Below are 24,528 nucleotides of genomic sequence, written 5' to 3'. Positions count from 1 at the left end.
CCCGTCACGACAAGGCCTGCAAGCCGGCGCGCAGGATTTTTGCGTCGCCTTGCGACAACAGCCGGTCGGCGTCCTCATGGGTGCTTTGCCAGATCGGCAGCGCGGCGTGCAGCAGCTTGCCCCCGGCCGGCGTCAGCGTCAGCAGGCGCCCGCGCCGGTCGGCCGGATCGACCATGGTCGCCACCAGCCCGCGCCGCTCGAGCGGCTTGAGGTTGGCGGTCAGGGTAGTGCGATCCATCGCCAGGAAGGCCGCGACCGACCCGATCGACGGCGGGGAGGGGCGGTTGAGCGACATCAGCAGCGAGAACTGCCCGCTGGTCAGGCCGGCCGGCCGAAGCGCCTCGTCGAAGCGGCGCGCCAGGGTACGGGCCGCCCGCTGGGTGGCCAGGCACAGGCAATGATCGCGGACATGAAGCGTGGTTTCGAAGGGAACCGCATCGGGCTTTGACATGGCGTAATTATGTTGATATCAACCTATTTCGTCAAGGCCCTAACCAACAAGGAGAAAAGCCATGGCCTATGTGGAAGGATTCGTCGTCGCGGTGCCCGCCGCCAACAAGGAAGCCTATCGCAAGCATGCCGCCGATGCGGCATCGCTGTTCAAGGCCTTCGGCGCCACCCGCATGGTCGAAAACTGGGGCGACAACGTGCCCGACGGCAAGATCACCGACTTCAAGGGTGCGGTGAAGGCCAAGGAGGACGAGGTCATCGTCTTCTCCTGGCTCGAATATCCCGACAAGGCGGTGCGCGACGCGGCCATCGAGAAGATGATGAGCGACCCGCGCATGGCGGCGATGGGCGCGGCGATGCCCTTCGACGGCCAGCGGATGATCTTCGGCGGCTTCACCGTCATCATCGACGAGGGCCCCCGGGGCAAGATGGGCTATGTCGATGGCGCCCTGATCCCGGTGCCGGCCGGGAACAAGGATGCCTATCGGGCCCGGGCGGCCGAGACCGCGGCCGTCTTCAAGGAATATGGCGCAACCCGTGTCGTCGAGGCCTGGGGCGACGATGTCCCTGACGGCAAGGTCACCGACTACAAGGGCGCGGTGAAGGCCACGGGCGACGAGAAGGTGGTCTATGCCTGGATCGAGTGGCCGTCGAAGGCCGTTCGCGACGCCGGCTGGCCCAAGGTATTTGCCGACCCGCGCATGCACCCGCAGAGTGTTCCCTACGACGGCACCCGCATGATTCACGGCGGCTTTGCCCCGCTCCTGGATGCCTGACGTCTGGACCTGCGCCGAATGACACGACGGCCACATGCACCTGCGGGACCGCCTATGTCCTCACCGCAAGGACCGGGTCAAATGCTCGAAGGGAGCCCCGCCCCGGCTGACGTTCCGGTTGTTCCCGAGTTGCGTTGCCGGTCAGGCGTGTCGCCGGCCCGGCGACACGCCTCCAGACCATCAGGCGGCGTAGCGGGCGGCCGGCTTGCCGTTCATGAGAACGCCGACCAGCTTCTGGCGCGCGGCCTGGAAGCTCTCCCAATCCGCCACCTCGGGCAGGGACGGAATGACGAACTGTTCTTCGCGGTCGAAGCCCTTCAGGGCGGCGGCGGCCAGATCCTGCAAGGTCATGACCGCGGCTTCGGGCAAATTGCTGACCGCGAGGCCGGCGCTGTCCCAGAAATCGGTGGCGACCGCCGGCGGGGCCAGGACCTGGACGAGCACGCCCTTGCCCGCCACCTCGGCCTGCAAGGCCTGCGAGAAGGCCACCACATAGGCCTTGGCCGCAGCATAGACGCCAAGCGCCGCCAGGGGATGGAAGGCCAGGACCGAGGCGACGTTCACGATCACGCCGGCACCGTGGCGCACAAGGCCCGGCAACACCGCGCGGGTCAGGCGGGTCAGCGCGGTGACGTTGACCGCGATGGTCTCGTCGAGCGACTGGTCGCTGGCCGTTTCGAAGGCGCCGTAATTGGCGACGCCGGCATTGTTGACCAGGACAGTGATGGCGGCGTCCCTGCTCAGCCGCGCCTCGACCCGGGCGAGATCGGCCGGCTTGGACAGGTCGGCGACGACAACCTCCACCTTGACGCCGGTCTTGGCCCGGATCCGGGCGGCAACCGCGTCGAGCCGGTCCTGGCGCCGGGCGACAAGGACGAGGTCATGGCCGCGCTCGGCGAGGCCCTGGGCATAGAGCGCGCCGATGCCAGAGGAGGCGCCGGTGACGACGGCCGTGCCGGCGGGGGAGATTTGGGACATTTCAGGCTCCGGATTTCAGTGGCATATCATGTTAGTGGTATATACCTGTTTCAATAAATGGCATATGCCACCATATAGTCAAGTGACCCTTCGTTGATTATGTTTGGCCCAAGGGGCGGGACGGCCGCCCCGAACCGGAAAGCGAGACGTCAAGTGAAACCGGCGCACCTGCCCGATCCCAGCTTCTGCAACAACGCCGTCCTGCGGCGGGCGACGCGGCAGATGGGCCAGCTCTACGACGATGTGCTGGCGCCCTGCGGCCTGCGCGGGCCGCAATTCGGACTGATGGTGCAGAGCCGCTTCATGCAGGAACCGACCATGCGCGAAATGGCGCAGGCGCTGGTCATGGACCTGTCGGCCCTGGGCCATTCGCTGAAGCCGCTGGTGCGCGACGGCCTGGTCGAACTGGTCGCCGATCCCCGCGACCGGCGGGCCAAGCGGGTGACCCTGACCAGGTTGGGCGGTGAAAAGCTCGATGAAGCGATGCGTCTTTGGCGCGTCGCCCAGGATCGTTTCGAGGCCGCCTTCGGCGTTGAACGCGCTGCCGAATTACGCGCGACCCTGGCCTTCGTCGCCTCGCCTGAATTCAGCGAGGCCTTTCTTGGGAGCACCAATTGATCGCGGAAACGCTTTCTTGGTGCTCTGGCTCAATTGGTTAGGTGGATAGCTGCTCGGCTGTTTCAGTCATTGGTGCGCGGATATTTGGCTCCACGAGAACCTGTTCCAACAGGCCAATCATGGCGGTGCCTAGATCCTCGGGGGTTCTAATCGTCGTGCAGGTAGCGTAATAGCGACTGACGTCGAAGCTGATCCCGAGTGCTGCAATTTTGATGTCGGTACTTGCTTCAACTGTACTCACAGTCTGACGAAGATGCCTGTCTAGAATTTCCAGGTCATTCGAAGCCAAGGTGGAGTCATCAACAGGTGCGCCGTCTGAGATTACCACGAGTATTTTTCGCGTCTTAGGGCATGCTCTCAATCGGTCGACGGCCCACTCGATCGCCTCGCCATCTACATTCTCTTTGAGAAGGTTGGGACGCAGCATCAGCCTGAAAGAACTTCCGAAATGGAGTTGCGTGTCGCTCGACCGATGGATGATATGCAGGAGATCGCAAAGTCGTCCCGGCTGTGACGGGCGCCTAGTCCAAAGCCATCGCGCACGCGATTTGCCTCCTCTCCAACTGAGTGTCGTGAAGCCGAGCACTTCAACCGCAATGCTCGAGAATGCGAATAAAATCGGTGGCGACCTCCGCCGCAGCGGCCGCAAGCAGAATGCTCTGACCTTTCATCGACCCCGAATGATCGACCAGAATCGTCACAACCGTGTCTGACCTTGCCTTGTCACTTAAGGCGTTCCTGACGTGGTTCGATGCCTCAAGGGCGGCCAACTGAGCTTTGGTTCGCCACTCAGACAATGCGCCGTCGAATGTCCTGCAAGCTTTGTCGAAATGAATGCGATCGATCGCGGAAAGTCCCCCGAGAACAGTGTCGAGTTGGTCGGCCGGGACGATCTTGTCGTGTGCTCGTGTAAATATCCGATAAGGGGCATGCTCGTCCGGAGACGGCGCCTGTGGATGCAGCCACCGCCGCAACTTTGCCATCATATGTTGCATAAGGGGAAGTTACGCTACTGAGATGACTGATTCCAGCTCCATGTCGTCGGATTGACCATCCTCCAACGAGAGCCAACCCACTATGCCGCCCTCGCCAGCCTGTCCTGGTCGCAGAAGTCGGCGATGGTGCGGGCCAGCGCCTGGGCTGCCGTCGGTGCGCCGTCGCGCAGGTTGAGGTGCAGTTCCGTGGGCGGGACGGCGGGCAGGCCGTCGCGCAGGCTCGGTATCCGATGATCGTCGCGCACCGTCGCCGCTTCCTGCAGGGCGATGCCCAGGCCGCCGGCGATGGCCGCCTGCACGCCCATCAGGTTGGGGCTTTCATAGGCGATGCGCCAGCGCCGCCCGCTGGCTTCCAGCGCCCGGATCGCCCGGTCGCGGTAGATGCAGCCGGGCAGGAAGGTGACCAGGGGCAGGGGATCGGCCTGGGCGAGGTCCAGGTCGCGACTGGCGATCCAGACCAGGCGTTCGGGCCAGGCGGCGAAGGCCGGGCCGGCATTGGGCTCGCGCTTGGCCAGGACCAGGTCGTAGAGGCCGCGCGCCAAGCCGTCGCGCAAGGCAACCGAGAGGTCGCAGCGCACTTCCAGGCGGACCGCCGGCTGGGCCCGGGCGAAGCGGGCGATGACGCCGGTCAGGGCATTGATCGCGAAATCCTCCGGGATGCCGAGACGGACCGAGGCGGGGGCGGGGCCTTTGCCCAGGGCATCCTGCGCCTCGCCGGCCAGGGCCAGCATGCGGCGGGCATAGCCGATCAGGGTCTCGCCCGCCTCGGTCAGTTGAACGGCGCGCCGGTCGCGCTCGAACAGCGGCTTGCCCACCGCCGCCTCCAGCCGCTTGATCTGCTGGCTGACAGTCGACTGGGTGCGGTTCACCCGCTCGCCCGCCCGGGTGAAGCCGCCGGCATCGACGACCGAGACGAAGCTGCGCAGAAGGTCGAGGTCGAACATGGCGGAAGCCTTGTTATTCGATTTTCCGATGATGCTCATGTTAACATCTAATTTCCAAATGGACCAGCCGGTGCCTATGGTCTCCCTGCCGTGTGACCGGCGAGGAACGAGGCGATGATGGTGGTGGCAGCGCAGCGCGCGAACCGGGTACGGGCCCTGATCAGCGACCGCTGGATGGAAATCCTGCTGGTCGGCCTGTTCTGCCTGCTGTGGAGTTCGGCCTTCGCCCCGGCCAAGATTGCCCTGAGCGACTGTCCGCCGCTGATCCTGCTGGCGGTGCGCTTCCTGGTCGCCGGGGTCATCTGCCTGGGCCTGGCGCGCCGCTTCGGCGAGGCCGGGGGTGCCACCTGGCGCCAGATCGGCGCCCTGGGCCTGCTCGGCCTCTTCAACAATGCGATCTACCTGGGGTTTTCCTGGGTGGGCATGACCACGGTCTCGTCGGGCTTTGCCGCGGTGCTGATCAGCGCCAACCCGCTGCTCACCGCGCTGGTCGCCGTGCCGGTCCTGGGCGAGCGGCTGACCACGCGCAAGATCGCCGGCCTGGTACTGGGCCTGATCGGCGTGGGCATCGTGCTGCGCTCGCGCCTGGGCGGCGGCATCGAGGATGCCGGTGGCACCCTGTTGCTGTTGGGCGGGCTGATCTCGCTGGTGACGGGCACCGTGCTCTACAAGCGCCTGGCGCCGCCGGTTGGCCCCTGGACCGGCAACGGCATCCAGTTGCTGGCCGCGGGCCTCGCCCTGCTGCCGCTGGCGTTGGGCTTCGAGGACCTGGGCCATATCCGCTATACCCTGCCCATGCTGGCCAGCATGGCCTGGATGGTGCTGGGCGTGTCGGTCGGCGGCTATTTCCTGTGGTTCAAGATCCTGGCGCGGCGCAGCGCCACCGCCGCCAGCAGCCTGCATTTCCTGATGCCGCCGCTGGGCCTGGCCTTCGGCTGGGTGATCGTGGGCGAGGGCGTGCCGCTGCTCGACCTGATCGGCATCGCGCCGATCGCGGCCGGCATCGCGCTGGTCACCCGCGCCCCTCGGCCCTGAAGCGGCGCTTGGGCGCAGGGGCCGGCGCGCCCAGGCGGGTGCGCAGGGTCAGCAGGATGACGGTCAGCACCTCGATCAGGCGCGGGCCGGCCAGCGGGCCGTCGACCTTGGTTGCGCTGTCGAAATGAACATGGCGGTCGGCCGCCAGGACATGATGATCCGCGGCACCGGGATCGACGGTTTCGAGCAGGTTCTGCCAGCGCCGGCGGGCCTCGCGATCCTCGGCTGAATAGGGCAGGCCGCCCAGGTCCGCGCTCAGCCGCAGCATGGCCTCAGGGCCGCCCGAATCCTCGATTTCCCCCTCGAAGCGAACGCCGGCGAGGGCGAAGCGGAAGCGACCGCCTGCGGCTTTTACAGTCTCTGGCGTGGACAAAGCGGGGCATCTCCTATACTGGCAGGGCATGGCCAGGGGGGTCGGATTTTGCGATCACGCCCCCATATCCCCCTAGTCGAGCCCACCGCGCTTAAAAGAGCCTTAATCAAAAATGACAGTTACGCGATCCGGGCGCCCGGCGCCGCAAACGGCGCCCCGCCGCACCGGCTGGCAGACCTTGAAACTGTTCCTGCCCTACCTGTGGCCGCAAGGCCGCCGGGATCTGCGCCTGCGCGTGGTCTATGCCATGGGCTTCCTGGTCCTGGGCAAGGTCGCCAATGTCATCGTGCCCTATTTCTACAAGGGTGCGATCGACCTGCTGTCGGTCAAGGCGACGGTCATCACCATCCCCGTGCTGATGATCATTTCCTATGCCCTGGCCCGGATCAGCGCCCAGGGCTTTGCCGAGTTGCGCGACAGCGTGTTTTCGCGCGTCGGCCAGAACGCGGTGCGGCGCTTGGGGCTAACCACCTTCGAGCATCTCCATCGCCTGTCGATGCGCTTCCACCTGGACCGGCGCACCGGCGGCCTCAACCGGGTGATCGAGCGCGGCACCAAGGGCATCGAGCTCCTGTTGCGCTTCACCCTGTTCAACATCGCGCCGACGATCCTGGAGATCCTGTTCGTCGTCATCCTGCTGGCGACGGGCTTCGGCTGGCCGATGGTCGCGGCCATGCTGGTCACCATCGTCGCCTATATCACCTTCACCTATTTCGTCTCGGAGAGCCGCATCAAGTACCGGCGCGAGATGAACACCCAGGATACCGACGCCAACACCAAGGCGGTCGACAGCCTGCTGAACTACGAGACGGTGAAATATTTCTCGAACGAGGCGCACGAGGCGGTGCGCTTCGACAAGGCCCTGGAGAAATACGAAAAGGCCGCGGTCAAGAGCCAGGGCACCCTGTCGTTCCTCAATACCGGACAGTCGGTGATCATGGCCCTGGGCCTGGCTGCGGTGATGTATATCGCCGGCAGCGGCGTGGCCGCCGGGACCATGACGGTGGGCGACTTCGTGCTGGTCAACACCTTCCTGATCCAGCTCTACATCCCCTTGAACATGCTGGGTTTCGTCTACCGCGAGATCAAGCAGGCGGTGATCGACATGGAAGCCATGTTCGAGGTCATGGATGTCGAGGAGGAAGTCCAGGACCGGCCCGGTGCCAGGCCGCTGGCGATCACGGGCGGCGAGGTGCGCTTCGAGAACGTCGAGTTCCGCTATGACGCCCGCCGCGGCATTTTGAAGAATGTCAGCTTCACCGTGGCGCCGGGCAGCACGATCGCCGTGGTCGGCCCGTCGGGCGCCGGCAAGTCGACCATCAGCCGCATCCTGTTCCGCTTCTACGATATCGAGGCCGGCAGCGTGACCATCGACGGCCAGGATATCCGCGACGTCACCCAGGCGACCCTGCGCAAGGCGATCGGCATCGTGCCCCAGGATACCGTGTTGTTCAACGACACCATCCGTTACAACATCCGCTATGGCCGGCCCGGTGCCAGTGACGCGGAAGTCGAGGAAGCGGCGCGCCTGGCGCGCATCCACGATTTCATCGTCTCCCTGCCCGATGGCTACGACAGCATGGTGGGCGAGCGCGGCCTGAAACTCTCGGGCGGCGAGAAGCAGCGGGTGGCGATTGCCCGCACCATCCTGAAGAACCCGCCGATCCTGCTGCTTGACGAGGCGACCTCGGCCCTCGACACCCAGACCGAGAAGGAAATCCAGGCGAGCCTCAAGGAAATCGCGCGCGGCCGCACCGCCTTGATCATCGCCCACCGCCTGTCGACCGTGGTCGACGCCGACCAGATCCTGGTGCTGGACAAGGGCCAGATCGTCGAACGCGGCACCCATGACGACCTGCTCGAACTGGGCGGCCAATATGCTCTGATGTGGCAGCGCCAGCTCGAGGCGGTTGAGGCGGAAGCCAAACTGGCCGAGGTTCGGGCCGAAGGCCTCGATCCGGGGACGGTTCGCATCTCGGCCGTGGCCGAGTAGGCACCGGCCTCGGATCAGTGTATTGCGTGGTTCGACAGACCTGCCCGGCACAGGAGACATAGACTTGGATATTCTGGCTTCGATCCGCTCGATCATTCACCCCCTGCACCGCGAGGGGGTACGCTTCGTCGCCATTTTCGCTGTCGCCACCCTGATCCTGTTCCTGCTCTGGCGGCCCTTGGGCTGGCTGGGCGTGATCTTGACCCTGTGGTGCGTCTATTTCTTCCGCGATCCCGCCCGCGCCACCCCGACGCGGGCCGGCCTCGTGGTGTCGCCCGCCGACGGCAAGGTGGTCGCGACCGGGCTGGTCGTGCCCTCGGCCGAACTGGGCCTGGGCGCCACGCCGCGGGCCAAGGTCTCGATCTTCATGAATGTCTTCGACGTTCACGTGAACCGCGCCCCGGCCGCCGGCACGGTCGACCGGGTGATCTACCACCCCGGCAAATTCCTCAACGCCGCCGAGGACAAGGCCAGCGACGAGAACGAGCGCAACGGCCTGCGCCTGATTCTCGACGACGGCCGTGACTTGGGCGTCGTCCAGATCGCGGGCCTGGTCGCCCGGCGTATCGTCTGCGATGTCGGCCCCGGCCGTCACCTCGCCACGGGCGAGCGCTTCGGCATCATCCGCTTCGGCAGCCGCCTGGATGTCTACCTGCCCATCGGCATCGTGCCGCTGGTGGCGGTGGGCCAGCGCGCGGTGGCTGGCGAAACCGTGCTCGCCGACTTCCAGGTGATGGAAGGCGCGCGCCAGGCCGTAATCGGCTAGGCTCAGGCCGGGACCAAGGAGTTCGCGCCATGGCAGACTGGCAGCCCGGCCCGGGCGAGGGGGGCGGTTTCCGCCGCCGGCGCCGCTTGCGCATCCGCCTGCGCGAGGGCAGCCGCCTCAACCGCCTGCCGGCGCGCAGCCTGCTGCCCAATATCCTGACCACCCTGGCCCTGTGTTCGGGGCTGACCTCGATCCGCTTCGCGCTCGAGGGCAAGTTCGAACTGGCGGTCGCGGCGATCATGCTCGCCGGCCTGTTCGACGGCATGGACGGTCGCGTGGCACGACTGCTGAAGGGCACCTCGCGCTTTGGCGCCGAACTCGACTCGCTGTCGGATTTCCTCTCCTTCGGCGTTGCCCCGGTGGTGCTGCTCTACCTCTGGGCGCTGCAGGATTTCTCCGGCCTGGGCTGGATCGCCGCCATGTCGCACGCCGTGTGCTGCGCCCTGCGGCTGGCGCGCTTCAATGTCGCGATCGACGATCCCGACAAGCCGGTCTGGGCCTCCAATTTCTTCACCGGCGTGCCCTCGCCCGCCGGGGCGGGCCTTGTCCTCCTGCCGGTGGTGCTCAGCTTCAGCCTAGGCGATGTTCCCTTCCGTTCGCCCTATCTGGTCTCGGTGGTGGCGATCGGTGTGGCTTTCCTGATGGTCAGCCGCCTGCCCACCCCGTCGTTCAAGCGCATCAAGATCCACCGCGACTGGGTCCTGCCGACCCTGGTCTTCGTCGGCATCGGCACCGCGGTGGCCTTGTCCTATCCCTGGCAGGTATTGGGCGCCATGATCCTGGCCTATGCCCTGACCATCCCCTTCGGGCCCTGGTCCTACAAGCGCGCCGAACGCCGCGCGGCCGAACGCGCGGCGGCGGATGTCGTGGTGGCGGAAGAAACCCCTAAGGTCTGAACCTCCCTCTCCGCCGCAGGCGGGGGAGAGGGAAGGGGCCCGTCGCGTCAGCGATGGGAAGGGTGAGGTGGTGGACGGGCCGAGCGAGCTCTACGCCGCCGACCCACCTCACCCCACCCTCTCCCCCCTGAAGGGCGGAGAGGGCTTTATGTTACTCGGCCGGTTGCGCGACCTTGCCGCGCCGGATGCCCCAGCGTTGCAGCCGCGGGCCCCAGCTTGCGCGCAGGCGCAGGGGCAGGGCCAGCAGGCAGGGGGTGACCACCAGGGTCAGTACCGTGGCGAAGGCGAGACCGAAGGCCACCGCCGTGGCCAGCTGGATCCACCATTGGGCGGCCGGCGCGCCGATCATCACCTCGCGGCTGAACACGTCGATGGTCAGGCCCAGCGCCATCGGCAGGATGCCGATGATGGTGGTGAAGGTGGTCAGCAGCACCGGGCGCATGCGCTGGGCGCCGGTGCGCAGGATCGCCTCGTAGGGTTCCATGCCGCGGCCGCGCAGCTCCTTGTAGGTGTCGATCAGCACCACGTTATGGGCGACCACCACGCCGGCCAGCGAGATCACGCCGATGCCGGTCATCACCACCGAGAACAACTGCCCGGTGATCAGCAGCCCGGCGAAGACGCCGATGGTCGACAGGGCCACGGCCGAGAGGATCACGAAGGTCGAATAGAAGCTGTTGAACTGGGTGATCAGGATCACCGCCATCAGGAACAGGCCGATGAAGAAGGCCTTGCCCAGGAAGGCCGCCGCCGCCGCGGTTTCCTCGTCCTGGCCGCGGAAGCGGACCTCGACCCGCGGGTCGAAGGACTGGGCGGCCATCCAGGCCTTGATCTCGCGCACCTTGTCGTCGGGCAGGACGCCCGCCGCCGTGTTGGCCTGGATCGAGATCACGCGCTTGGCGTCGATGTGCTTGATCTTGCCGATCTTGGGTTCGGCGACGCGCTCGACGAAGCTCGAAATCGGCACCTGGCCCATCGCCGTCTGCAGGCGCAACTGGTCGAAGGCATCGAGATTGCGCAGGGATTGCGGGAAGCGGACGCGGATGTCGATTTCCTCGTCGGCATCGTCGGGCCGGTATTCGCCGATCTTGATGCCGTTGGTGACGAGCTGCACGGCATTGCCGACCGAGGTGATATCCGCGCCGAAGCGCCCGGCCTGGGCGCGGTCGACCCGGATCACCCAGTCGATGCCGGGCAGGGGCCGCGAATCCTCGATGTCGATGAGACCGGTGACGGTGCCCAGGTAGTTACGGATACGGTCGGCGACCTCCGGCAGGGCGGAGGGGTCGGTCGCGGCCAGTTCGATCTGCACCGCCTTGCCCACCGGCGGGCCGACGTCGGGCAGGCGGGTTTCCACCTGGAGGCCGGCGATCGTGGCGGTGCGCTCGCGGATTTCCGCCAGGATCTGTGCGGCCGGGCGCCGGTGGTCCCATTCGGTGAATTCGACGGTAATATTGCCGATGGTATCGGGCGCCGCCTCGGCACCCTGGGGCGGGTCGCCCACCGTGGTATTGGTCAAGGCGATGCCGTCGACCGCCAGCACCTGCGCCTCGACTTCGCGCATCAAGGTGTCGCGTTCATAGATCGACAGGTTGCCGCGGGCATGGACCAGGACGATGGCGCGTTCCGGCTCCACCTCGGGAAAGAACTGCACGCCCTTGCCCTGGGCGCCGTAGAGCATCTGCACGCCGATCAAGGTGGCAATGCAGGCCAGCAGGATCTTGCCGGGATGATGCAGGGCGCGGTCCAGCACGCGGGAATACCAGCCGGTGAAGCCGGGCAGGCTGCGCACGTCGCCGCGCTCGGTCACGCCGATGAAATGCTCGGTCTTGGCATCGGTGGCGCCGGGCTTGCCGAACATGGCGCCCAGCACGGGGATGAACATCAGCGCGATCAGGATCGAACCCAGCAGGGTAACGATCAGGGTCAACGGGATATAGGACATGAACTTGCCGGTGACGCCGGGCCAGAACAGCAGGGGCACGAAGACGATGGCGGTGGTCAGCGTGGTGGTGACCACGGGCCACGCCATGCGCTTGGCCGCTACCGCATAGGCCTCGCGCCGCGGCATGCCCTCGGTCATCTTGCGATCGGCATATTCGACGACGATGACGCCGCCGTCGACGACCATGCCCACCACCAGGATCATCGAGAACATGACCAGCATGTTCAAGGTGATGCCCATGGCCGACAGCAGGATCAGGCCCAGCAGAAACGAGCCGGGAATGGTCAGGCTGACCAGGGCGGCCGAGCGCCCGCCCAGCGAGCCGACGACCACGACCAGGACCAGGAAGATCGCGATCAGGACGGAATTTTCCAGATCCGTCAGCATGCCCTTGATCTCTTTCGAGGCATCCTGGGCATAGGAGATGTTGACCGTCGCGGGTAACTGGTCGCGGGTCGCCTCGACGATCGCCTTCACCTTGTCGACGGTATCGATGATGTTCTTGCCGGCGCGCTTCTTCACCTCGATGGTCAGGGCCGGCTTGCCGTCGACCCGGGCAAAGGTCTCGGGGTCCTTGAAGGTGCGGCGCACGTCGGTGATATCACGCAGGGTTACCACGCCGTCGCCGTTGACCTTGACCGGCAGGGAGAGCACATCCTCGGCATTCTCGAACAGGCCAGGCACCTTGACCGAGAAGCGCCCGGTGCCGGTATCCAGCGCCCCGGCCGCGACCAGCCGGTTGTTCATGTTGACGACGCTGACCAGTTCGGTCTGGCTGATCTGGTAGGATTCAAGCTTCAGGGGATCGACCACCACCTCCAGCAACTCGTCGCGCTTGCCGACGATATCGGCCGACATCACTTCCGGCAGGGCCTCGAAGGCATCTTCATAGCGCTGGGCGATGGCGAGCAGGGTGCGCTCGGGCGCATCGCCCGACAGGGTTACATAGAGCACCGGGAACAGCGAGATGCTGACCTGGGTGACGATCGGCTCCTCGGTATCGTCGGGCAGTTTGGGCTTGGCCTGGTCGACCTTCTCGCGCACGTCTGCCAGGGCCTTGTCGCCGTTGAAGCCGGCATCGAACTCCAGCAGGACATAGGCGAAGCCTTCGCCCGCTTCCGATGACATCTTCTTGATGCCTTCGATCGAGCGCAGCTCTTTCTCCATGGGCTTCAGCAGCAGGCGCTCGCCGTCCTCGGGGCTGATGCCCTCGTGGATCAGGTTCACATAGATATAGGGAATGGCGACGTCGGGCTGGGCCTCGCGCGGGATCGAGGCATAGGTCGAGATGCCGGTGACCGCCAGCAGGAACAGCATGCTGAGGATGGTGCGCGGATAGCGCAGGCACCATTCGATCAGGGCATTCATGACGTCTGGCCATCCTCAAAAGACGCCTCGACCTTCTGGCCCGGATTGACATAGTCCTGGCCCACGGTGATCACGGTGACCTTGTCGGGCAGGCCGGTGATCCATACTCCGGCGTCGTCGCTGCCGATGATCTGAACCGGCTGGAAGGCCACGACATTCTCGGCATCGACGGTCTTCAGGCCGATGACGCCGTTGGGGTTGAGGTTGAGGATGGCGGGCGAGACGTGGTGCGCCGGCAGCGGCGACGTGGGCAGGCGGATCTCGGTGGTCACCCCCGATTTCAGCGCGGCGTCGGCATTGGCGACCTCGACCTCGACCCGGAAGGTGCGGGTCTGCGGATCGGCATTGCTGCCGATGAAGCGGACCTTGCCCTCGACCGTCTGGCCGGTGATCAGGCGCGCCGCGGCCGGGCTGCCCAGGGTGATCTCGTCCACCTCGCGCTCGGCCACCTGGCCCACGATCAGCATGGGGTTGACGTCGACGATGATGGCGCAGGCGGTGTCCGAGCCGGGGCCCATGACATCGCCTTCCTTGGCCGGGGTATCCTCGATCACGCCGTCGAAGGGTGCCTTGATCTCGGTATCCGCCAGTTCCAGCGTCACCCGTTTCACCCGGGAGCGGGCGGCGTCCAGGTTGGCCTGGGCTTCGGCCAGCTTGTTGCGCGTGCCATAGCCGCTGTCCTGCAGCCTGGCCGCGGCATTGTATTCCACCTCGCGCTGGCGCAGTTCAGCCTGGGCCTCGACCAGGGCGGTCTGGCGGTCGCGCACCGACAGGCGGCAGATGACCTCGCCGGCCTTCACGGCAGAGCCGCGCTGCACCAGGATCTCGCCGACCTGGCCCGCCACCTCGGCCTTGAGGCTGACCATGCGCAGGGCCTCGGTCCGGCCGCGCACGATCACCGTGCCGGTATAGGTCTCGGCCGCGATCTTGCGCACGCGCACGGCGGGCAGGCGGGCAGGGGCCGCTTGGGCGCGTTCGGATTCCGGCGTGGCCTTGGCGCTCTCGACGGGCAGGCTGCCCGAGGCCAGCCACAGGGACATGGCGGCGGCGAGGCCCGCGGCGATCAGGTAGGATTTGCGCATGGTCGGTACTCCTAGGCCGTCGCAGCGCCAAGGCGCGCCGGGGTGGTGTCGTCGATCAGGTGGCGGTTGGCTTCCATGTAGGCGATCGCCGCCCTGGTGGTGGCCAGGCCCAGGCCGATGGTGAACTGCATGTTCGGGATTCGGGTGTGGGGCGATTGCGCGGTCTCGTTCAGGAAATCGATCGCCTTGCGGCATTCCGCGATCCGCTCGTCGACATAAGCATCGGCGATGCCGCCGGGCAGCAGGTGGGCGAAGATCATGGCGATCAGGAATTCCGAGCGGACATGGTCCGGGGCCACGCCGCGGCTGAGTTCCTGGATGAAATAGGCCCGGCCCCGCTCGGTGATCGAATAGACCTTCTTGTCCGGCCGGCCTTCCTGCGCCTCGGCCCGGCCGTGGACGAAGCCTTCCTCGGCCAGCCGGGTCAGGGCGGGATAGATCGAGCCGAACGAGGCATCGAAGACGCCGGCGAAGCAGCCGTCCTCGAACAGCTTTTTGATTTCGTAGCCCGTGGCCTCGCCAAAGGTGAGCAGGCCCAGGCAGACGGTACGGATATCCATGCCCCTCGCATCCCGGAAATATATCAAACCGATATATGACGGAGCGATATATGATCTCGCGCCTGCGAGATGTCAAAGCGCTTTCGCCGATTGCACTGCGACATGACGTTCGGGGTTTTAGGGCGGCGCCACTAATTGGCGGTTACCGGTGCGTTTCTTGGTTAAATTCACCCAAAATTGAATTGAATGTGGAGGCGCCCCCGCATATCGTTCGAGTGCTCCCCAAAGCGCGGGTCGCCATGGTCGGTGGGTGCCGGCGTTTGTGTTCATTGCGTCTATGGGTAGCGTCCGACAAAGCATTTGCGTCGCCGTGGTCGAACGGTGCGCCTCTCAAGGTCTGATCCAGTGCCGAACAACGTCAAAGCGCGTGTCAAGTGGTTCAACAGCATGAAGGGCTTCGGTTTCGTTGCCCCGAACGATGGCTCCCCTGACGCCTTTCTTCATGTCTCCGTCCTCAGCTCTGCCGGTTATGGCGATCTCCCTGATGGTGCGGAACTTACCGTCGACATTGGCGAAGGCCCCCGCGGACCCCAGGTCCAGCGTCTGATCGAAGTGGTCGGCGTCGAGCCTGGTTCGGCCCCGCCGCACCGCGCGCCCTTCGGCGACCGTGGCGGCTTCGGCGATCGCGGCGGCGACCGTGGCGGCTTTGGCGGCCGTGAGCGCTCGGGCGGCTTCGGCGGCGACCGTGGCGGCTTCGGCGGCGGCGGTGATCGCGGCGGCTTTGGCGATCGTCCGCGCAGCGGCGGCTTCGGCGGTGGCGCCGGCGGCGGCGGCTTTGGCGGCGGCGGTGATCGTGGCGGCTTCGGCGGTGGTGCCGGTGCCGGTGGCGACCGCGGCGGCTTCAACCAGGCCCCGATCGCGGCGCCGGCCTCGGACGCCGACACCATCAGCGGCACCGTGAAGTGGTTCAAGCCAGAATCCGGCTTTGGCTTCATCGTGGCCGACGACGGCGGCAAGGATGTCTTCATCCACAAGAGCGTGCTGCGCCGTTGCGGCCTGATGGAACTCCAGGCCCAGCAGCGCGTGAAGTTCACCGTGCAGATGGCCCAGAAGGGCCGCGAGGCGACCTGGATCGCCACGCTCTGATCGGCTGACGCCTAACAGATCGAAGGCCGGACGGGTAACCGTCCGGCCTTTTCATTTGGAAGCGGTACCGGCCACGGGCGGCGCGATCAGGTCCCGGCCGGCCAGGTCGGGCAGGCTGATGGCACCGTCGCCGTTGGCATCGAGGAAGGCGAAATGGCTGATCGCGGCCTTGTTCGCCTCCCGCCCGTCGACCACGCCGTCGCGGTTGCGGTCGGTCCGCCTGAAGGTCGCCTCGATCGCCTTGGCATTGGCGGCCCCGGGGCCAGCGTCGCCTGCATCGCCGTCACTTCCTTCAGCGACAGCACACCATCGGCATTGCTGTCGGCCTGGGCGAACAGCCGGTCGACGAACTGGTCGGCCTCGCCCTGGTCGATCTTGCCGTCAGCATTGCGGTCGACCGCGACGAACAGGATACGCAGGCCGATGGGGACGGTATCGCCGCCGCCGGGTGGTGCTACGGCGAGGGCCGCGCCGGGCAGCAGTGCTGCCGCCAGCAGGGCGAGGTGTCGAGCGGTGTTCATCATGATGTAGCGACCATCGGCGCCGATCGGCGGGCGGTCAAGATGGCGGGTGATTCAGGCGGAAGCGGGGCCTAGGCGCCCCGCAACTGCCGGGCCCGGACCAGCAGGTAGAAGGCGAAACCGGTGGCGACACCCGGCACCACGCCCAGCACCAGGGCAATCCAGCCGTGGCGCACGCCCCTGGCGGTCGCCTCGTGGATCACCCACACCGCCAGCACTGCCCAGCAGGTCAGCACGTCCAGCGAATAACCCGATGAATAGGGGTTCACGAAACCCTGCGCCGCGGCGCCGACGATGTCGGGATTTTCGATCAGCGGCGGGACCACCACGATCGCGAAGGCGGCGGCAAAGCCCAGGCCCAGGGCAATCAGCAAAGCCCGAAAAAGTCCGCTCGACATATTTCCCCTGGCCTCTCTTCCGCTGTTGCCTGATCGCGGACTCGTGCTAAAAACATGACAAATAATCATAAAAGTACAAGGGAGAAGCGCGTATGTTTGACTATGTGATCGTCGGCGCCGGTTCGGCGGGTTGTGTCCTGGCCCATCGCCTGTCGGCCGATCCCACCGTCAAAGTCGCCTTGCTCGAGGCCGGCAGCCGCGACTGGAATCCGTTTATCCATATGCCCACGGGCATGAAGGTCCTGGTCGGCGGCAAGTCGGTCAACTGGCACTTCGAGACCGAACCGCAGCAGCACATGGGTGGCCGCCGCCTGTTCTGGCCGCGCGGCAAGGTGCTGGGCGGATCTTCCGCGATCAACGGCATGGTCTATATCCGAGGCCACCGCTCGGACTACGACAGTTGGGCCCAGTCGGGCTGCCGCGGCTGGTCGTGGGACGAGGTGCTGCCCTATTTTACCCGCTCGGAACACAACGAACGGCTCAGCGATCAATTCCACGGCCAGGGCGGCCCCTTGAACGTGCAGGACTTCGCCCAGCCCAACCCGCTGGTCGACGTCTTCATCAAGGCGGGTGTCGAGGCCGGCCTGCCGCACACGCCGGACTTCAATGACGGCGAGCATCTGCAGGGCGTCGGCACCTATCAGCGCACCTGCAAGAACAATCGCCGCTGGTCGACCGCACGCGCCTTCCTGGGGGCATCCGAAGGCCGCACCAACCTGACCGTCATCACCAAGGCGCAGGCGACCAGGGTGATTACCAAGGCCGGTCGCGCCACGGGTGTCGAGATCATGCGGGCCGGCAAGCGCGAAGTGATCGGCGCCTCACGCGAGGTCATCCTGGCGGGCGGCGCGGTCAATTCGCCCCAGCTCCTGTTGCTCTCCGGCATCGGCCCGGCCAACGACCTGCATGGCCTCGGCATCCCGGTGGTGCAGGACCTGCCCGGCGTCGGCCGGAACCTGCAGGATCACTTAGGCATCGGCCTCTACTACGAATGCCCGGCCAAGGTTTCCTATGACGAACTGATGACGCCCTGGGGCCAGATCTCCACGCTCGCCCGCTACTGGTTCACCCGCAAGGGTGCCGGCGCCAGCCATGGCTTCGAATCCGGCGGCTATGCCTCGTCGCGGCCGGGCCTGGAGGCGCCGGACCTGCAATTCTTCTATCTCTCCAGCCTGGCGGTGGATCACGGCCGCCAGCATCTGGGCGGCAAGGGCTCGCAGCTCGACTTCTACCCGGTGCGGCCGTCGTCACGCGGCCATATCGGCCTGCATTCCGCCGATCCGCTGGCCCACCCGCTGATCCAGCCCAATTATCTGGAAGCCGCCGACGACCTGGAAGTGATGGTCGAGAGCATCCTGATCGGCCGCGAGATCTTTGCCGCCAAGGCCTTCGACGGCTACCGCGGCAGGGAAGTCCGCCCCGGCCCCGATTGTTCCAGCCGCGAGGCGATCCGCACCTATATCCGCACCAAGGCCGAGACCGCCTATCACCCGGTGGGCACCGCCAGGATGGGCACCGACCCCATGGCGGTGGTCTCGCCCGACCTGAAGGTACACGGGCTGGACGGCCTGCGCGTGGTCGACGCCTCGATCATGCCCACCGTGGTCTCGGGCAACACCAACGCGCCCACCATCATGATCGCCGAAAAGGCTTCGGACATGATCTTAGGGTCAGGCCTGCCCATGCGCGCGGCTGCCGAGTAACTAGAACAATGTCATCCCGGCGGAGGCCGGGATCCATTGGACTGCCGGGGAGACGTTTCCGGGAAACCTCCCTTGCCCCCGCAATGGATCCCGGCCTGCGCCGGGATGACGGGCGTCAGTGGTTACTTCGCCCCCTGGGCGTCGCGCAGGCGCTTGTAGAAGGTGCTCAGCGCCTCGGTGACCGGGCCGGGCCTGCCCGTGCCGATCGGGTGGGCGTCGAAGCGGGTGGCGGGGGTGACGCCGCCGAAGGTGCCGGTGACGAAGGCCTCGTCCGCGTCCGCCACTTCGCTCAAGGTGAAATCGCGCTCGTCCAGGGGCAGGTTGTTGGCCCGGGCGAGGTCGATCACATGCTCGCGGGTGATGCCGTTGAAGCAGTAAAGCCCTTTGGACGTGCTGATCCGGCCCTTCTTCACCATGAAGAAGTTGGTGGCGTTGCAGCTCGAGACGAAGCCGTTGGGATCGAGCATCAGGGCTTCGTCGGCACCGGCCTTGATGGCGTGGTTGAGCGCGATGATTAGGTTCAGGCGCGAATGGCTGTTCAGGCGCATGTCGAACATGTCGGCCGGGGTGCAGCGGATCGGCACCGAGGCCAGGTGCAGGCCGCGCTCGAACAGGGCGGGCGAGGGCTCCTTCCATTCGGCGACGATGACCAGGGTCGCTGGGCCCACGGTCATGCGCGGGTCCTGGTTCGGCGTCTTCTTCAGGCCGCGGGTGACCATCAGGCGGATGTGCACGCCATCGATCATGCTGTTGGCCAGGATCGTCTCGTAGAGTGCCGCGGCCAGTTCCTCGCGGCTGCGGCCAATGTGGAGGTCGATTGCCCGGGCGCCGGAGAACAGGCGGTCCAGGTGCCGCTCCATGAAGGCGACGCGGCCGCGGATCAGGCGGAAACCTTCCCACACCCCGTCGCCCAGCACGAAGCCCGCATCGAACACCGACACCATCGCCTCGGCACGCGGCACCAGCCGGCCGTTGACGTGGACAAGAACGGACGCATTGCGGGGATCGTCGGCGTAGGACTGGCTGCCGATGGACATGCTCTCAAACTCCGGGGACCAGGCGGGATGTATCGAGGCGACGATAGAACGGCGCGGCGCGCGGGGTAAGGGTTTGATGGCCAGGCCATTCGCGGAAGGCGGACCCCAGGTGGTTAAGCTGACACCATGCTTTCGCCAAAACGTAACAATATCAAGCATGGCATATCGCAAATGAATACGCAGATTGAATCGATCGACCTGCGGTTGACTTTATTTCAGCGGGTGTGCGATGTCTGGATGTCGGTTAAGCGGCGGGTTCAGGTCGGCGGCTGAAGGCGGGATATCATGGCAATCAAATACGGCACTGATGGCTCTGACTACATTTCCGGGAGCGAAAGCAGCGATTCGCTTTACGGCTATGCCGCGGGCTCGCCCGGCACCGACACTGGTGGGGATTCCATCTATGGCTATGGCGGCAACGACGCTATCGAAGGCGGCGGCGGCGATGACTTCATCGATGGTGGCAACGGCAACGACACGCTGAAAGGTGGCACGGGCGACGACTTCCTTAGTGCCGGTTCCGGGGTGGCCGACCGGGTGGATGGCGGTGACGGGTATGACCGGGCAGCTTTCGATCGCTCTGGCGCCAGCGCCGGCTTCACGCTCGATGCCACCGATGGCGTAACGGTGGTCGGCATCGAGTACCTTCGGGTCTATGGCGGTTCGGGCAACGATACGATCATCGGCGGCGACGAGGCGGACTACTTCTCCGGCGGCGCTGGCAACAATCATCTCGCCGGCGGCGGCGGCAACGACGAACTCTATGGCGATAGCGGCGACGACACGCTGGAGGGTGGCGCGGGCAGCGACGCGCTCAACGCCGGGAGCGGCTTGGGCGACCGGGTGGACGGTGGCGATGGCTTCGATACCGCCGTCTTCAGCCGCGTGTTCGACACCGCCGGCTTCACGCTGGATGCCACCGATGGGGTAACGGTCGTCGGTATCGAGGCGCTCACGGTCTACGGCGGCGCCGGTGGTGACAGGATCACCGGCGGCGACGGGAACGACTATTTCAACGGCAACGGCGGCAACGACATCCTCTCAGGCGGCGCGGGCGGCGACACGCTCAACGGCGGCGACGGCAACGACCAGTTGAAGGGTGGCGCGGGGAACGACACGCTCAACGCCGGGGCGGGGCTGGGTGATCGCGTGGACGGCGGCGAGGGGTACGATACAGCTTCATTCGACCGATCCTTTACCAGTGTCGGTTTTACCCTGGATGCCACGGCCGGGGTAACCATCGTCAGTATCGAGTCCCTCAGCGTCTATGGCAGTTCAGGCGATGACAGCATCAAGGGCGGCGACGAGGATGATTATTTCCGCGGCAACGGCGGCGACGATGTTCTTACTGCCGGCGCGGGCAACGACAGCCTCTACGGCGGAGATGGTAACGACACGCTGAAAGGCGGTACCGGCGACGACAGGATCAACGCCGGGTCTGGCCTGGGCGACCGGGTGGACGGCGGCGATGGTAACGATACCGCCATCTTCGAACGCTCGAATGAGAGCGCCGGCTTCACACTGGATGCCACCGATGGAACCTCGGTCGTTGGCGTCGAGGCCCTGACGGTCTATGGCGGCGCCGGCAACGACAAGATCACCGGCGGGGACGGGAATGACTCCTTCTCCGGCGGCGGTGGAAACGACAGCCTTGTCGGCGGTGGGGGGAACGACAGTCTCAGCGGCGGGGCCGGCAACGACCTGCTGAAAGGGGGCGACGGCGACGACAATCTCAATGCCGACAGTGGCGAGGCCGACCGTGTAAACGGGGGCGATGGCGACGATGACGCAACCTTTTATCGGATGTCCGACACGGCGGGCTTCACGCTCGATGCTACCGACGGCGTGACAGTCGTCAGTATCGAGCATCTCTCGGTCTATGCAGGCACCGGCAACGACACGATCGTGGGTGGTGCCGAGTCCGATTATTTCGTTGGCAGTGGCGGCGATGACATCCTCATCGGCGGTGCCGGCAACGATAGCCTTGCCGGCGACTCCGGCAACGATCTGCTGAAGGGTGGCGCCGGGGACGACTGGCTCAATGCCGGGACCGGCCTGGGGGACCGGGTCAATGGCGGGGCCGGTCACGACAGGGCCATCTTTGATCGGCAATCCGAGAGTGTCGGCTTCTGGCTGGATGCCACGGATGGGGTGACCGCCGTCAGCATCGAGTCCTTGACGGTGTATGGCGGCGCAGGCAGCGACAGGGTCGTGGGCACTGCCGGGAATGACAGCCTTTACGGGCGCGACGGCGACGACACGCTGATCGGGGGTGCAGGCGACGACGATCTCAATGCTGGGGCCGGCGCGCACGACCGGGTGGATGGTGGCGACGGTTTCGATACCGCCGTTTTCGAGCGGTGGGACATGCGTACCAGCTTCACGCTCGCCATCAATGACGGCGTGACCAATATCGGCATCGAGGCTCTGACCGTCTATGCCGGTTATGGAAACGACCGGATCACGGGCGGCGATGGGGCGGACACGCTAATTGGATACGGCGGCAACGACACGCTGACAGGTGGCGCGGGGAACGATACTCTCGGCGGTGGGGATGGCGACGATACGCTGAAAGGCGGCGCGGGTGACGACGATCTCGATGCCGGGGATGGCCTCAATGAGCGGCTCGATGGCGGCGATGGTTTCGATACTGCCCTCTTCGACCGCTGGACCCGGACAACAGGCTTCACCCTGGATGCAACTGATGGGGTGACGGCCGTCGGCATCGAGGAAATTACAGTCTATGGCGGCTTGGGCGACGATACGATCATCGGCGGCGCGGGAGACGACACCTTTTATGGTAGCGGCGGCAGCGATCTGCTGAAGGGCGGCGGCGGAAATGACTATCTGAGCGTCGGAGATGGTCTGGATGATCGGGTGGACGGCGGTGACGGTTTCGATACCGCCGTCTTCTACGGCGGGAGCCAGGCCGCAGGATTCACCCTGGATGCCGCCGATGGGGTGACGGTGGTCGGCGTCGAGTCCCTTATTGTCTACGGCGGCGTGGGAACTGACACGATCACCGGGGGTGATTGGGCCGACCGTTTCAGCGGCTACGGTGGTGACGATCTTCTCATCGGCGGCGCGGGCAGCGATAGTCTCGACGGCGGGGCCGGCAACGACACTCTGCAAGGTGGCGCCGGAGACGACTATCTCTCTGCCGGGTACGGTTCGGCTGACCGGGTGGACGGTGGTGACGGTTTCGATACCGCCGTCTTGTTCCGCTCGAACGAGACATCAGGGATTAACTTCGATGCCACCGATGGAGTGACGGTGGTAGGCATCGAAGAACTCATGGTCTACAGCGGCTCGGGCAACGACAATCTCACGGGCGGCGACGAAATTGATTCCTTCTTCGGTGGCAGCGGCGACGATACCCTTGCTGGCGGGGCCGGAAATGATCGTCTCTACGGTGACACGGGCAACGACGTGCTTAAAGGTGGCGCCGGTGACGACTATCTCAGCACCGGGGGTGAGGTGGGTGATCGTGTGGACGGCGGCGAGGGTTTCGACACCGCTGTCTTTTTCCGCTGGAATCTCACCTCAGGCTTTACCCTGGATGCCACTGATGGGGTGACCGTCATCGGCATTGAGGCCCTTTCGGTCTATGGCGGCTCTGGCGACGATACGATCACGGGCGGGGCCGAGGATGACATCTTCTCCGGCGGCTCGGGCGACGATGTCCTGACGGGCGGCGATGGCGACGACATTTTGGATGTCGGCGACGGTGCCAACGACTGGGCGGATGGCGGTGCGGGTAATGATACCGCGGGGTTCGATTGGTCGAACCGTGCGGTCGGATTTACTTTCAACGTCAACAACGATGCGCCCTTTACCGGCATCGAGACCTTGATCGTCGAAGGTGGTCTCGGCAACGACTCGATGACCGGCGGGGGCGAGGCCGACCGGTTCTATGGTAACGGCGGCAAAGACTTGCTGAGAGGCGGCGCCGGCGACGACTACCTCGATGTCGGCTCGGGCGCGGGCGACCGGGTAAGCGGCGGCAGTGGTGACGATACCGCCGTCTTCGACCGGTCGAACGACATCGCCGGCTTCACGCTGGATGCCACCGATGGGGTGACAGTCAGCAGCATCGAGAATCTGGAAGTCCATGGTGGCCGGGGCAACGATACGATTGTCGGCGGTGCCGAAGCCGACACCTTCTACGGCGGCATGGGAGACGACGTCCTGATCGGCGGCGCCGGCGACGACATGCTCAACCTGGGCGACGGTGCTCATGATTGGGCGGATGGCGGCGCCGGGAGTGATACCGTGGTGTTGGAATGGTGGGACCGGACGGTTGGTTTCACCTTCAACGCCAATGCCGACGTACCCTTCACCGGGATCGAAACGGTGATCGTCCAGGGTGGGCACGGCGCCGACACCATGACGGGCGGTGCAGGGGCCGATCAGTTTTTCGGTAATGGCGGCGACGACCTGCTGCGGGGCGGGGCGGGTGACGATTATCTCAACGCCGGCAACGGTGCAGGCGACCGGGTGAGTGGGGGGACCGGCATCGACACCGCCGTGTTCGATCGCCGGATCGACACTGCCGGCTTCGCCTTCGATACGACCGACGGGACAACGGTGAGCAGCATCGAGTATCTGGAGGTCTATGGCGGTATCGGCGACGACGCGATCGTCGGCGGGGCTGAAGACAGCATCCTCTCCGGCGGCGGCGGCGACGACGTCCTGACCGGGGGCGCTGGCAACGACATTTTCATGGTCAGCGCGGGTTTGGGTGACAGCGACACGGTGGTTGATTTCGATGGCAAGGGGGCGGCCGATGGCGACACGCTCAGGTTCATCGGCTTCGGCACGCTGGAAAGTGGCGCGAGCCTCGTCCAGTTGAACGCCACGCAATGGCGCGTGACCTCGGGCGATGGCGATGTCTCAGGGATCGTCACCTTCAGCAACGCCGCCGGCATTGAAGCCACGGATTTTGCCTTCGTCGTGCCGGAAGAATCCCCGTTCAGTTCCCTGCTTGTTGCCTAGCCGGCGCTG

21 protein-coding genes and 1 pseudogene are annotated in these 24,528 nt (G+C 65.7%); 9 read left to right on the top strand and 13 right to left on the bottom strand.

Features of this window, described 5'->3' with window-relative positions; all coding sequences use genetic code 11:
- Positions 1-4 precede the first annotated feature (4 nt).
- Positions 5-451 (bottom strand): MarR family winged helix-turn-helix transcriptional regulator, encoded by a 447-nt coding sequence (locus tag D3874_RS12570; RefSeq protein ID WP_119778393.1) that lies wholly within the window; start codon positions 449-451, stop codon positions 5-7.
- A gap of 61 nt (positions 452-512) precedes the next feature.
- On the opposite strand from D3874_RS12570, the gene D3874_RS30305 reads away from it, so the two are divergent.
- Positions 513-1,226 carry a DUF1428 domain-containing protein gene (locus tag D3874_RS30305; protein ID WP_119778392.1) on the top strand — a complete coding sequence of 238 codons (714 nt, stop codon included), beginning with the start codon at positions 513-515 and terminating at the stop codon, positions 1,224-1,226.
- A gap of 180 nt (positions 1,227-1,406) precedes the next feature.
- Here the strand turns inward: D3874_RS30305 and D3874_RS12560 are convergent, their stop codons facing one another.
- Positions 1,407-2,204: an SDR family NAD(P)-dependent oxidoreductase gene (locus tag D3874_RS12560; protein ID WP_119778391.1), complete on the bottom strand. Its 798-nt coding sequence runs from the start codon at positions 2,202-2,204 to the stop codon at positions 1,407-1,409.
- A gap of 153 nt (positions 2,205-2,357) precedes the next feature.
- Here D3874_RS12560 and D3874_RS12555 point away from each other — a divergent pair, with 153 nt between their 5' ends.
- Positions 2,358-2,822, top strand: a complete 465-nt coding sequence (locus tag D3874_RS12555; RefSeq protein ID WP_199699042.1) for a MarR family winged helix-turn-helix transcriptional regulator — start codon at positions 2,358-2,360, stop codon at positions 2,820-2,822.
- Between the two features lie 37 nt (positions 2,823-2,859).
- Here D3874_RS12555 and D3874_RS12550 read toward each other — a convergent pair whose 3' ends face one another.
- From D3874_RS12550 to D3874_RS12540, 3 genes are all read right to left on the bottom strand, one after another.
- Positions 2,860-3,408 (bottom strand): cobaltochelatase CobT-related protein, encoded by a 549-nt coding sequence (locus tag D3874_RS12550; RefSeq protein WP_158595970.1) that lies wholly within the window; start codon positions 3,406-3,408, stop codon positions 2,860-2,862.
- 1 nt (position 3,409) lies between these two features.
- On the bottom strand, positions 3,410-3,796 hold the full coding sequence (locus D3874_RS31190) for a cobaltochelatase CobT-related protein (RefSeq protein ID WP_158595968.1): 387 nt from the start codon (positions 3,794-3,796) through the stop codon (positions 3,410-3,412).
- Between the two features lie 101 nt (positions 3,797-3,897).
- Entirely contained in the window at positions 3,898-4,800 is a 903-nt protein-coding gene (locus D3874_RS12540; protein ID WP_199699041.1) for a LysR substrate-binding domain-containing protein, read from the bottom strand.
- A 75-nt stretch (positions 4,801-4,875) separates the two neighbouring features.
- On the opposite strand from D3874_RS12540, the gene D3874_RS12535 reads away from it, so the two are divergent.
- Positions 4,876-5,796 (top strand): DMT family transporter, encoded by a 921-nt coding sequence (locus D3874_RS12535; RefSeq protein ID WP_199699040.1) that lies wholly within the window; start codon positions 4,876-4,878, stop codon positions 5,794-5,796.
- Here D3874_RS12535 and D3874_RS12530 read toward each other — a convergent pair.
- Positions 5,774-6,169: a hypothetical protein gene (locus tag D3874_RS12530; RefSeq protein ID WP_147385643.1), complete on the bottom strand. Its 396-nt coding sequence runs from the start codon at positions 6,167-6,169 to the stop codon at positions 5,774-5,776. The genes D3874_RS12535 and D3874_RS12530 overlap by 23 nt on opposite strands.
- A gap of 112 nt (positions 6,170-6,281) precedes the next feature.
- Between D3874_RS12530 and D3874_RS12525 the strand changes: the two genes are divergently transcribed.
- From D3874_RS12525 to pssA, 3 genes are all read left to right on the top strand, one after another.
- Positions 6,282-8,162, top strand: a complete 1,881-nt coding sequence (locus tag D3874_RS12525; protein ID WP_119778385.1) for an ABCB family ABC transporter ATP-binding protein/permease — start codon at positions 6,282-6,284, stop codon at positions 8,160-8,162.
- A 64-nt stretch (positions 8,163-8,226) separates the two neighbouring features.
- Positions 8,227-8,928: a phosphatidylserine decarboxylase gene (locus D3874_RS12520; protein WP_119778384.1), complete on the top strand. Its 702-nt coding sequence runs from the start codon at positions 8,227-8,229 to the stop codon at positions 8,926-8,928.
- 29 nt (positions 8,929-8,957) lie between these two features.
- On the top strand, positions 8,958-9,824 hold the full coding sequence (pssA, locus tag D3874_RS12515) for a CDP-diacylglycerol--serine O-phosphatidyltransferase (RefSeq protein WP_119778383.1): 867 nt from the start codon (positions 8,958-8,960) through the stop codon (positions 9,822-9,824).
- Positions 9,825-9,975: 151 nt separating this feature from the next.
- Here the strand turns inward: pssA and D3874_RS12510 are convergent, their stop codons facing one another.
- From D3874_RS12510 to D3874_RS12500, 3 genes are read right to left on the bottom strand one after another with little or no spacing between them, the layout of a single operon-like run.
- The gene (locus D3874_RS12510) at positions 9,976-13,137 is read right to left on the bottom strand and encodes an efflux RND transporter permease subunit (RefSeq protein ID WP_119778382.1); all 3,162 of its coding nucleotides are present in this window, start codon (positions 13,135-13,137) and stop codon (positions 9,976-9,978) included.
- A complete protein-coding gene (locus D3874_RS12505) occupies positions 13,134-14,219 on the bottom strand; it encodes an efflux RND transporter periplasmic adaptor subunit (RefSeq protein ID WP_158595967.1) in 1,086 nt (361 codons plus the stop codon). Before D3874_RS12505 ends, D3874_RS12510 begins: the two co-directional genes overlap by 4 nt.
- A gap of 11 nt (positions 14,220-14,230) precedes the next feature.
- Positions 14,231-14,779, bottom strand: coding sequence for a PadR family transcriptional regulator (locus tag D3874_RS12500; RefSeq protein ID WP_119778380.1), 549 nt, complete (start codon positions 14,777-14,779; stop codon positions 14,231-14,233).
- 321 nt (positions 14,780-15,100) lie between these two features.
- On the opposite strand from D3874_RS12500, the gene D3874_RS12495 reads away from it, so the two are divergent.
- On the top strand, positions 15,101-15,865 hold the full coding sequence (locus D3874_RS12495; RefSeq protein WP_338016712.1) for a cold-shock protein: 765 nt from the start codon (positions 15,101-15,103) through the stop codon (positions 15,863-15,865).
- A 51-nt stretch (positions 15,866-15,916) separates the two neighbouring features.
- On the opposite strand, the gene D3874_RS31980 is transcribed toward D3874_RS12495, so the two are convergent.
- The 3 genes and pseudogenes from D3874_RS31980 to D3874_RS12485 form a co-directional block, all read right to left on the bottom strand.
- On the bottom strand, positions 15,917-16,102 hold the full coding sequence (locus D3874_RS31980; RefSeq protein ID WP_408899989.1) for a hypothetical protein: 186 nt from the start codon (positions 16,100-16,102) through the stop codon (positions 15,917-15,919).
- 50 nt (positions 16,103-16,152) lie between these two features.
- A pseudogene (locus D3874_RS31975) lies at positions 16,153-16,386 on the bottom strand (hypothetical protein); the annotation flags it as partial.
- A gap of 71 nt (positions 16,387-16,457) precedes the next feature.
- Positions 16,458-16,784, bottom strand: a complete 327-nt coding sequence (locus tag D3874_RS12485; RefSeq protein ID WP_119778378.1) for a DUF2834 domain-containing protein — start codon at positions 16,782-16,784, stop codon at positions 16,458-16,460.
- A 92-nt stretch (positions 16,785-16,876) separates the two neighbouring features.
- Here D3874_RS12485 and D3874_RS12480 point away from each other — a divergent pair, with 92 nt between their 5' ends.
- Complete coding sequence (locus tag D3874_RS12480) at positions 16,877-18,487, top strand: GMC family oxidoreductase (RefSeq protein WP_119778377.1); 1,611 nt, start codon at positions 16,877-16,879, stop codon at positions 18,485-18,487.
- Positions 18,488-18,609: 122 nt separating this feature from the next.
- Here D3874_RS12480 and D3874_RS12475 read toward each other — a convergent pair whose 3' ends face one another.
- Entirely contained in the window at positions 18,610-19,524 is a 915-nt protein-coding gene (locus D3874_RS12475) for an aminotransferase class IV (protein ID WP_119778376.1), read from the bottom strand.
- Positions 19,525-19,809: 285 nt separating this feature from the next.
- Between D3874_RS12475 and D3874_RS12470 the strand changes: the two genes are divergently transcribed.
- Complete coding sequence (locus tag D3874_RS12470) at positions 19,810-24,519, top strand: beta strand repeat-containing protein (RefSeq protein WP_119778375.1); 4,710 nt, start codon at positions 19,810-19,812, stop codon at positions 24,517-24,519.
- The last annotated feature ends 9 nt before the right edge of the window (positions 24,520-24,528 follow it).

It is taken from the genome of Oleomonas cavernae (assembly GCF_003590945.1).
GTDB classification, from domain to species: Bacteria; Pseudomonadota; Alphaproteobacteria; order Zavarziniales; family Zavarziniaceae; genus Zavarzinia; species Zavarzinia cavernae.
The sequence above is the reverse complement of the archived record's forward strand: the minus strand, read 5'-3'. Positions and strand labels throughout refer to the sequence as shown.

Bases quoted from the DNA above. Each gene is read 5' to 3' on its own strand.
- D3874_RS12570 (WP_119778393.1), bottom strand. From the start codon at position 451: ATGTCAAAGCCCGATGCGGTTCCCTTCGAAACCACGCTTCATGTCCGC.
- D3874_RS30305 (WP_119778392.1), top strand. From the start codon at position 513: ATGGCCTATGTGGAAGGATTCGTCGTCGCGGTGCCCGCCGCCAACAAG.
- D3874_RS12560 (WP_119778391.1), bottom strand. From the start codon at position 2,204: ATGTCCCAAATCTCCCCCGCCGGCACGGCCGTCGTCACCGGCGCCTCC.
- D3874_RS12540 (WP_199699041.1), bottom strand. From the start codon at position 4,800: ATGAGCATCATCGGAAAATCGAATAACAAGGCTTCCGCCATGTTCGAC.
- D3874_RS12535 (WP_199699040.1), top strand. From the start codon at position 4,876: ATGATGGTGGTGGCAGCGCAGCGCGCGAACCGGGTACGGGCCCTGATC.
- D3874_RS12525 (WP_119778385.1), top strand. From the start codon at position 6,282: ATGACAGTTACGCGATCCGGGCGCCCGGCGCCGCAAACGGCGCCCCGC.
- pssA (WP_119778383.1), top strand. From the start codon at position 8,958: ATGGCAGACTGGCAGCCCGGCCCGGGCGAGGGGGGCGGTTTCCGCCGC.
- D3874_RS12510 (WP_119778382.1), bottom strand. From the start codon at position 13,137: ATGAATGCCCTGATCGAATGGTGCCTGCGCTATCCGCGCACCATCCTC.
- D3874_RS12505 (WP_158595967.1), bottom strand. From the start codon at position 14,219: ATGCGCAAATCCTACCTGATCGCCGCGGGCCTCGCCGCCGCCATGTCC.
- D3874_RS12500 (WP_119778380.1), bottom strand. From the start codon at position 14,779: ATGGATATCCGTACCGTCTGCCTGGGCCTGCTCACCTTTGGCGAGGCC.
- D3874_RS12485 (WP_119778378.1), bottom strand. From the start codon at position 16,784: ATGTCGAGCGGACTTTTTCGGGCTTTGCTGATTGCCCTGGGCCTGGGC.
- D3874_RS12480 (WP_119778377.1), top strand. From the start codon at position 16,877: ATGTTTGACTATGTGATCGTCGGCGCCGGTTCGGCGGGTTGTGTCCTG.
- D3874_RS12475 (WP_119778376.1), bottom strand. From the start codon at position 19,524: ATGTCCATCGGCAGCCAGTCCTACGCCGACGATCCCCGCAATGCGTCC.
- D3874_RS12470 (WP_119778375.1), top strand. From the start codon at position 19,810: ATGGCAATCAAATACGGCACTGATGGCTCTGACTACATTTCCGGGAGC.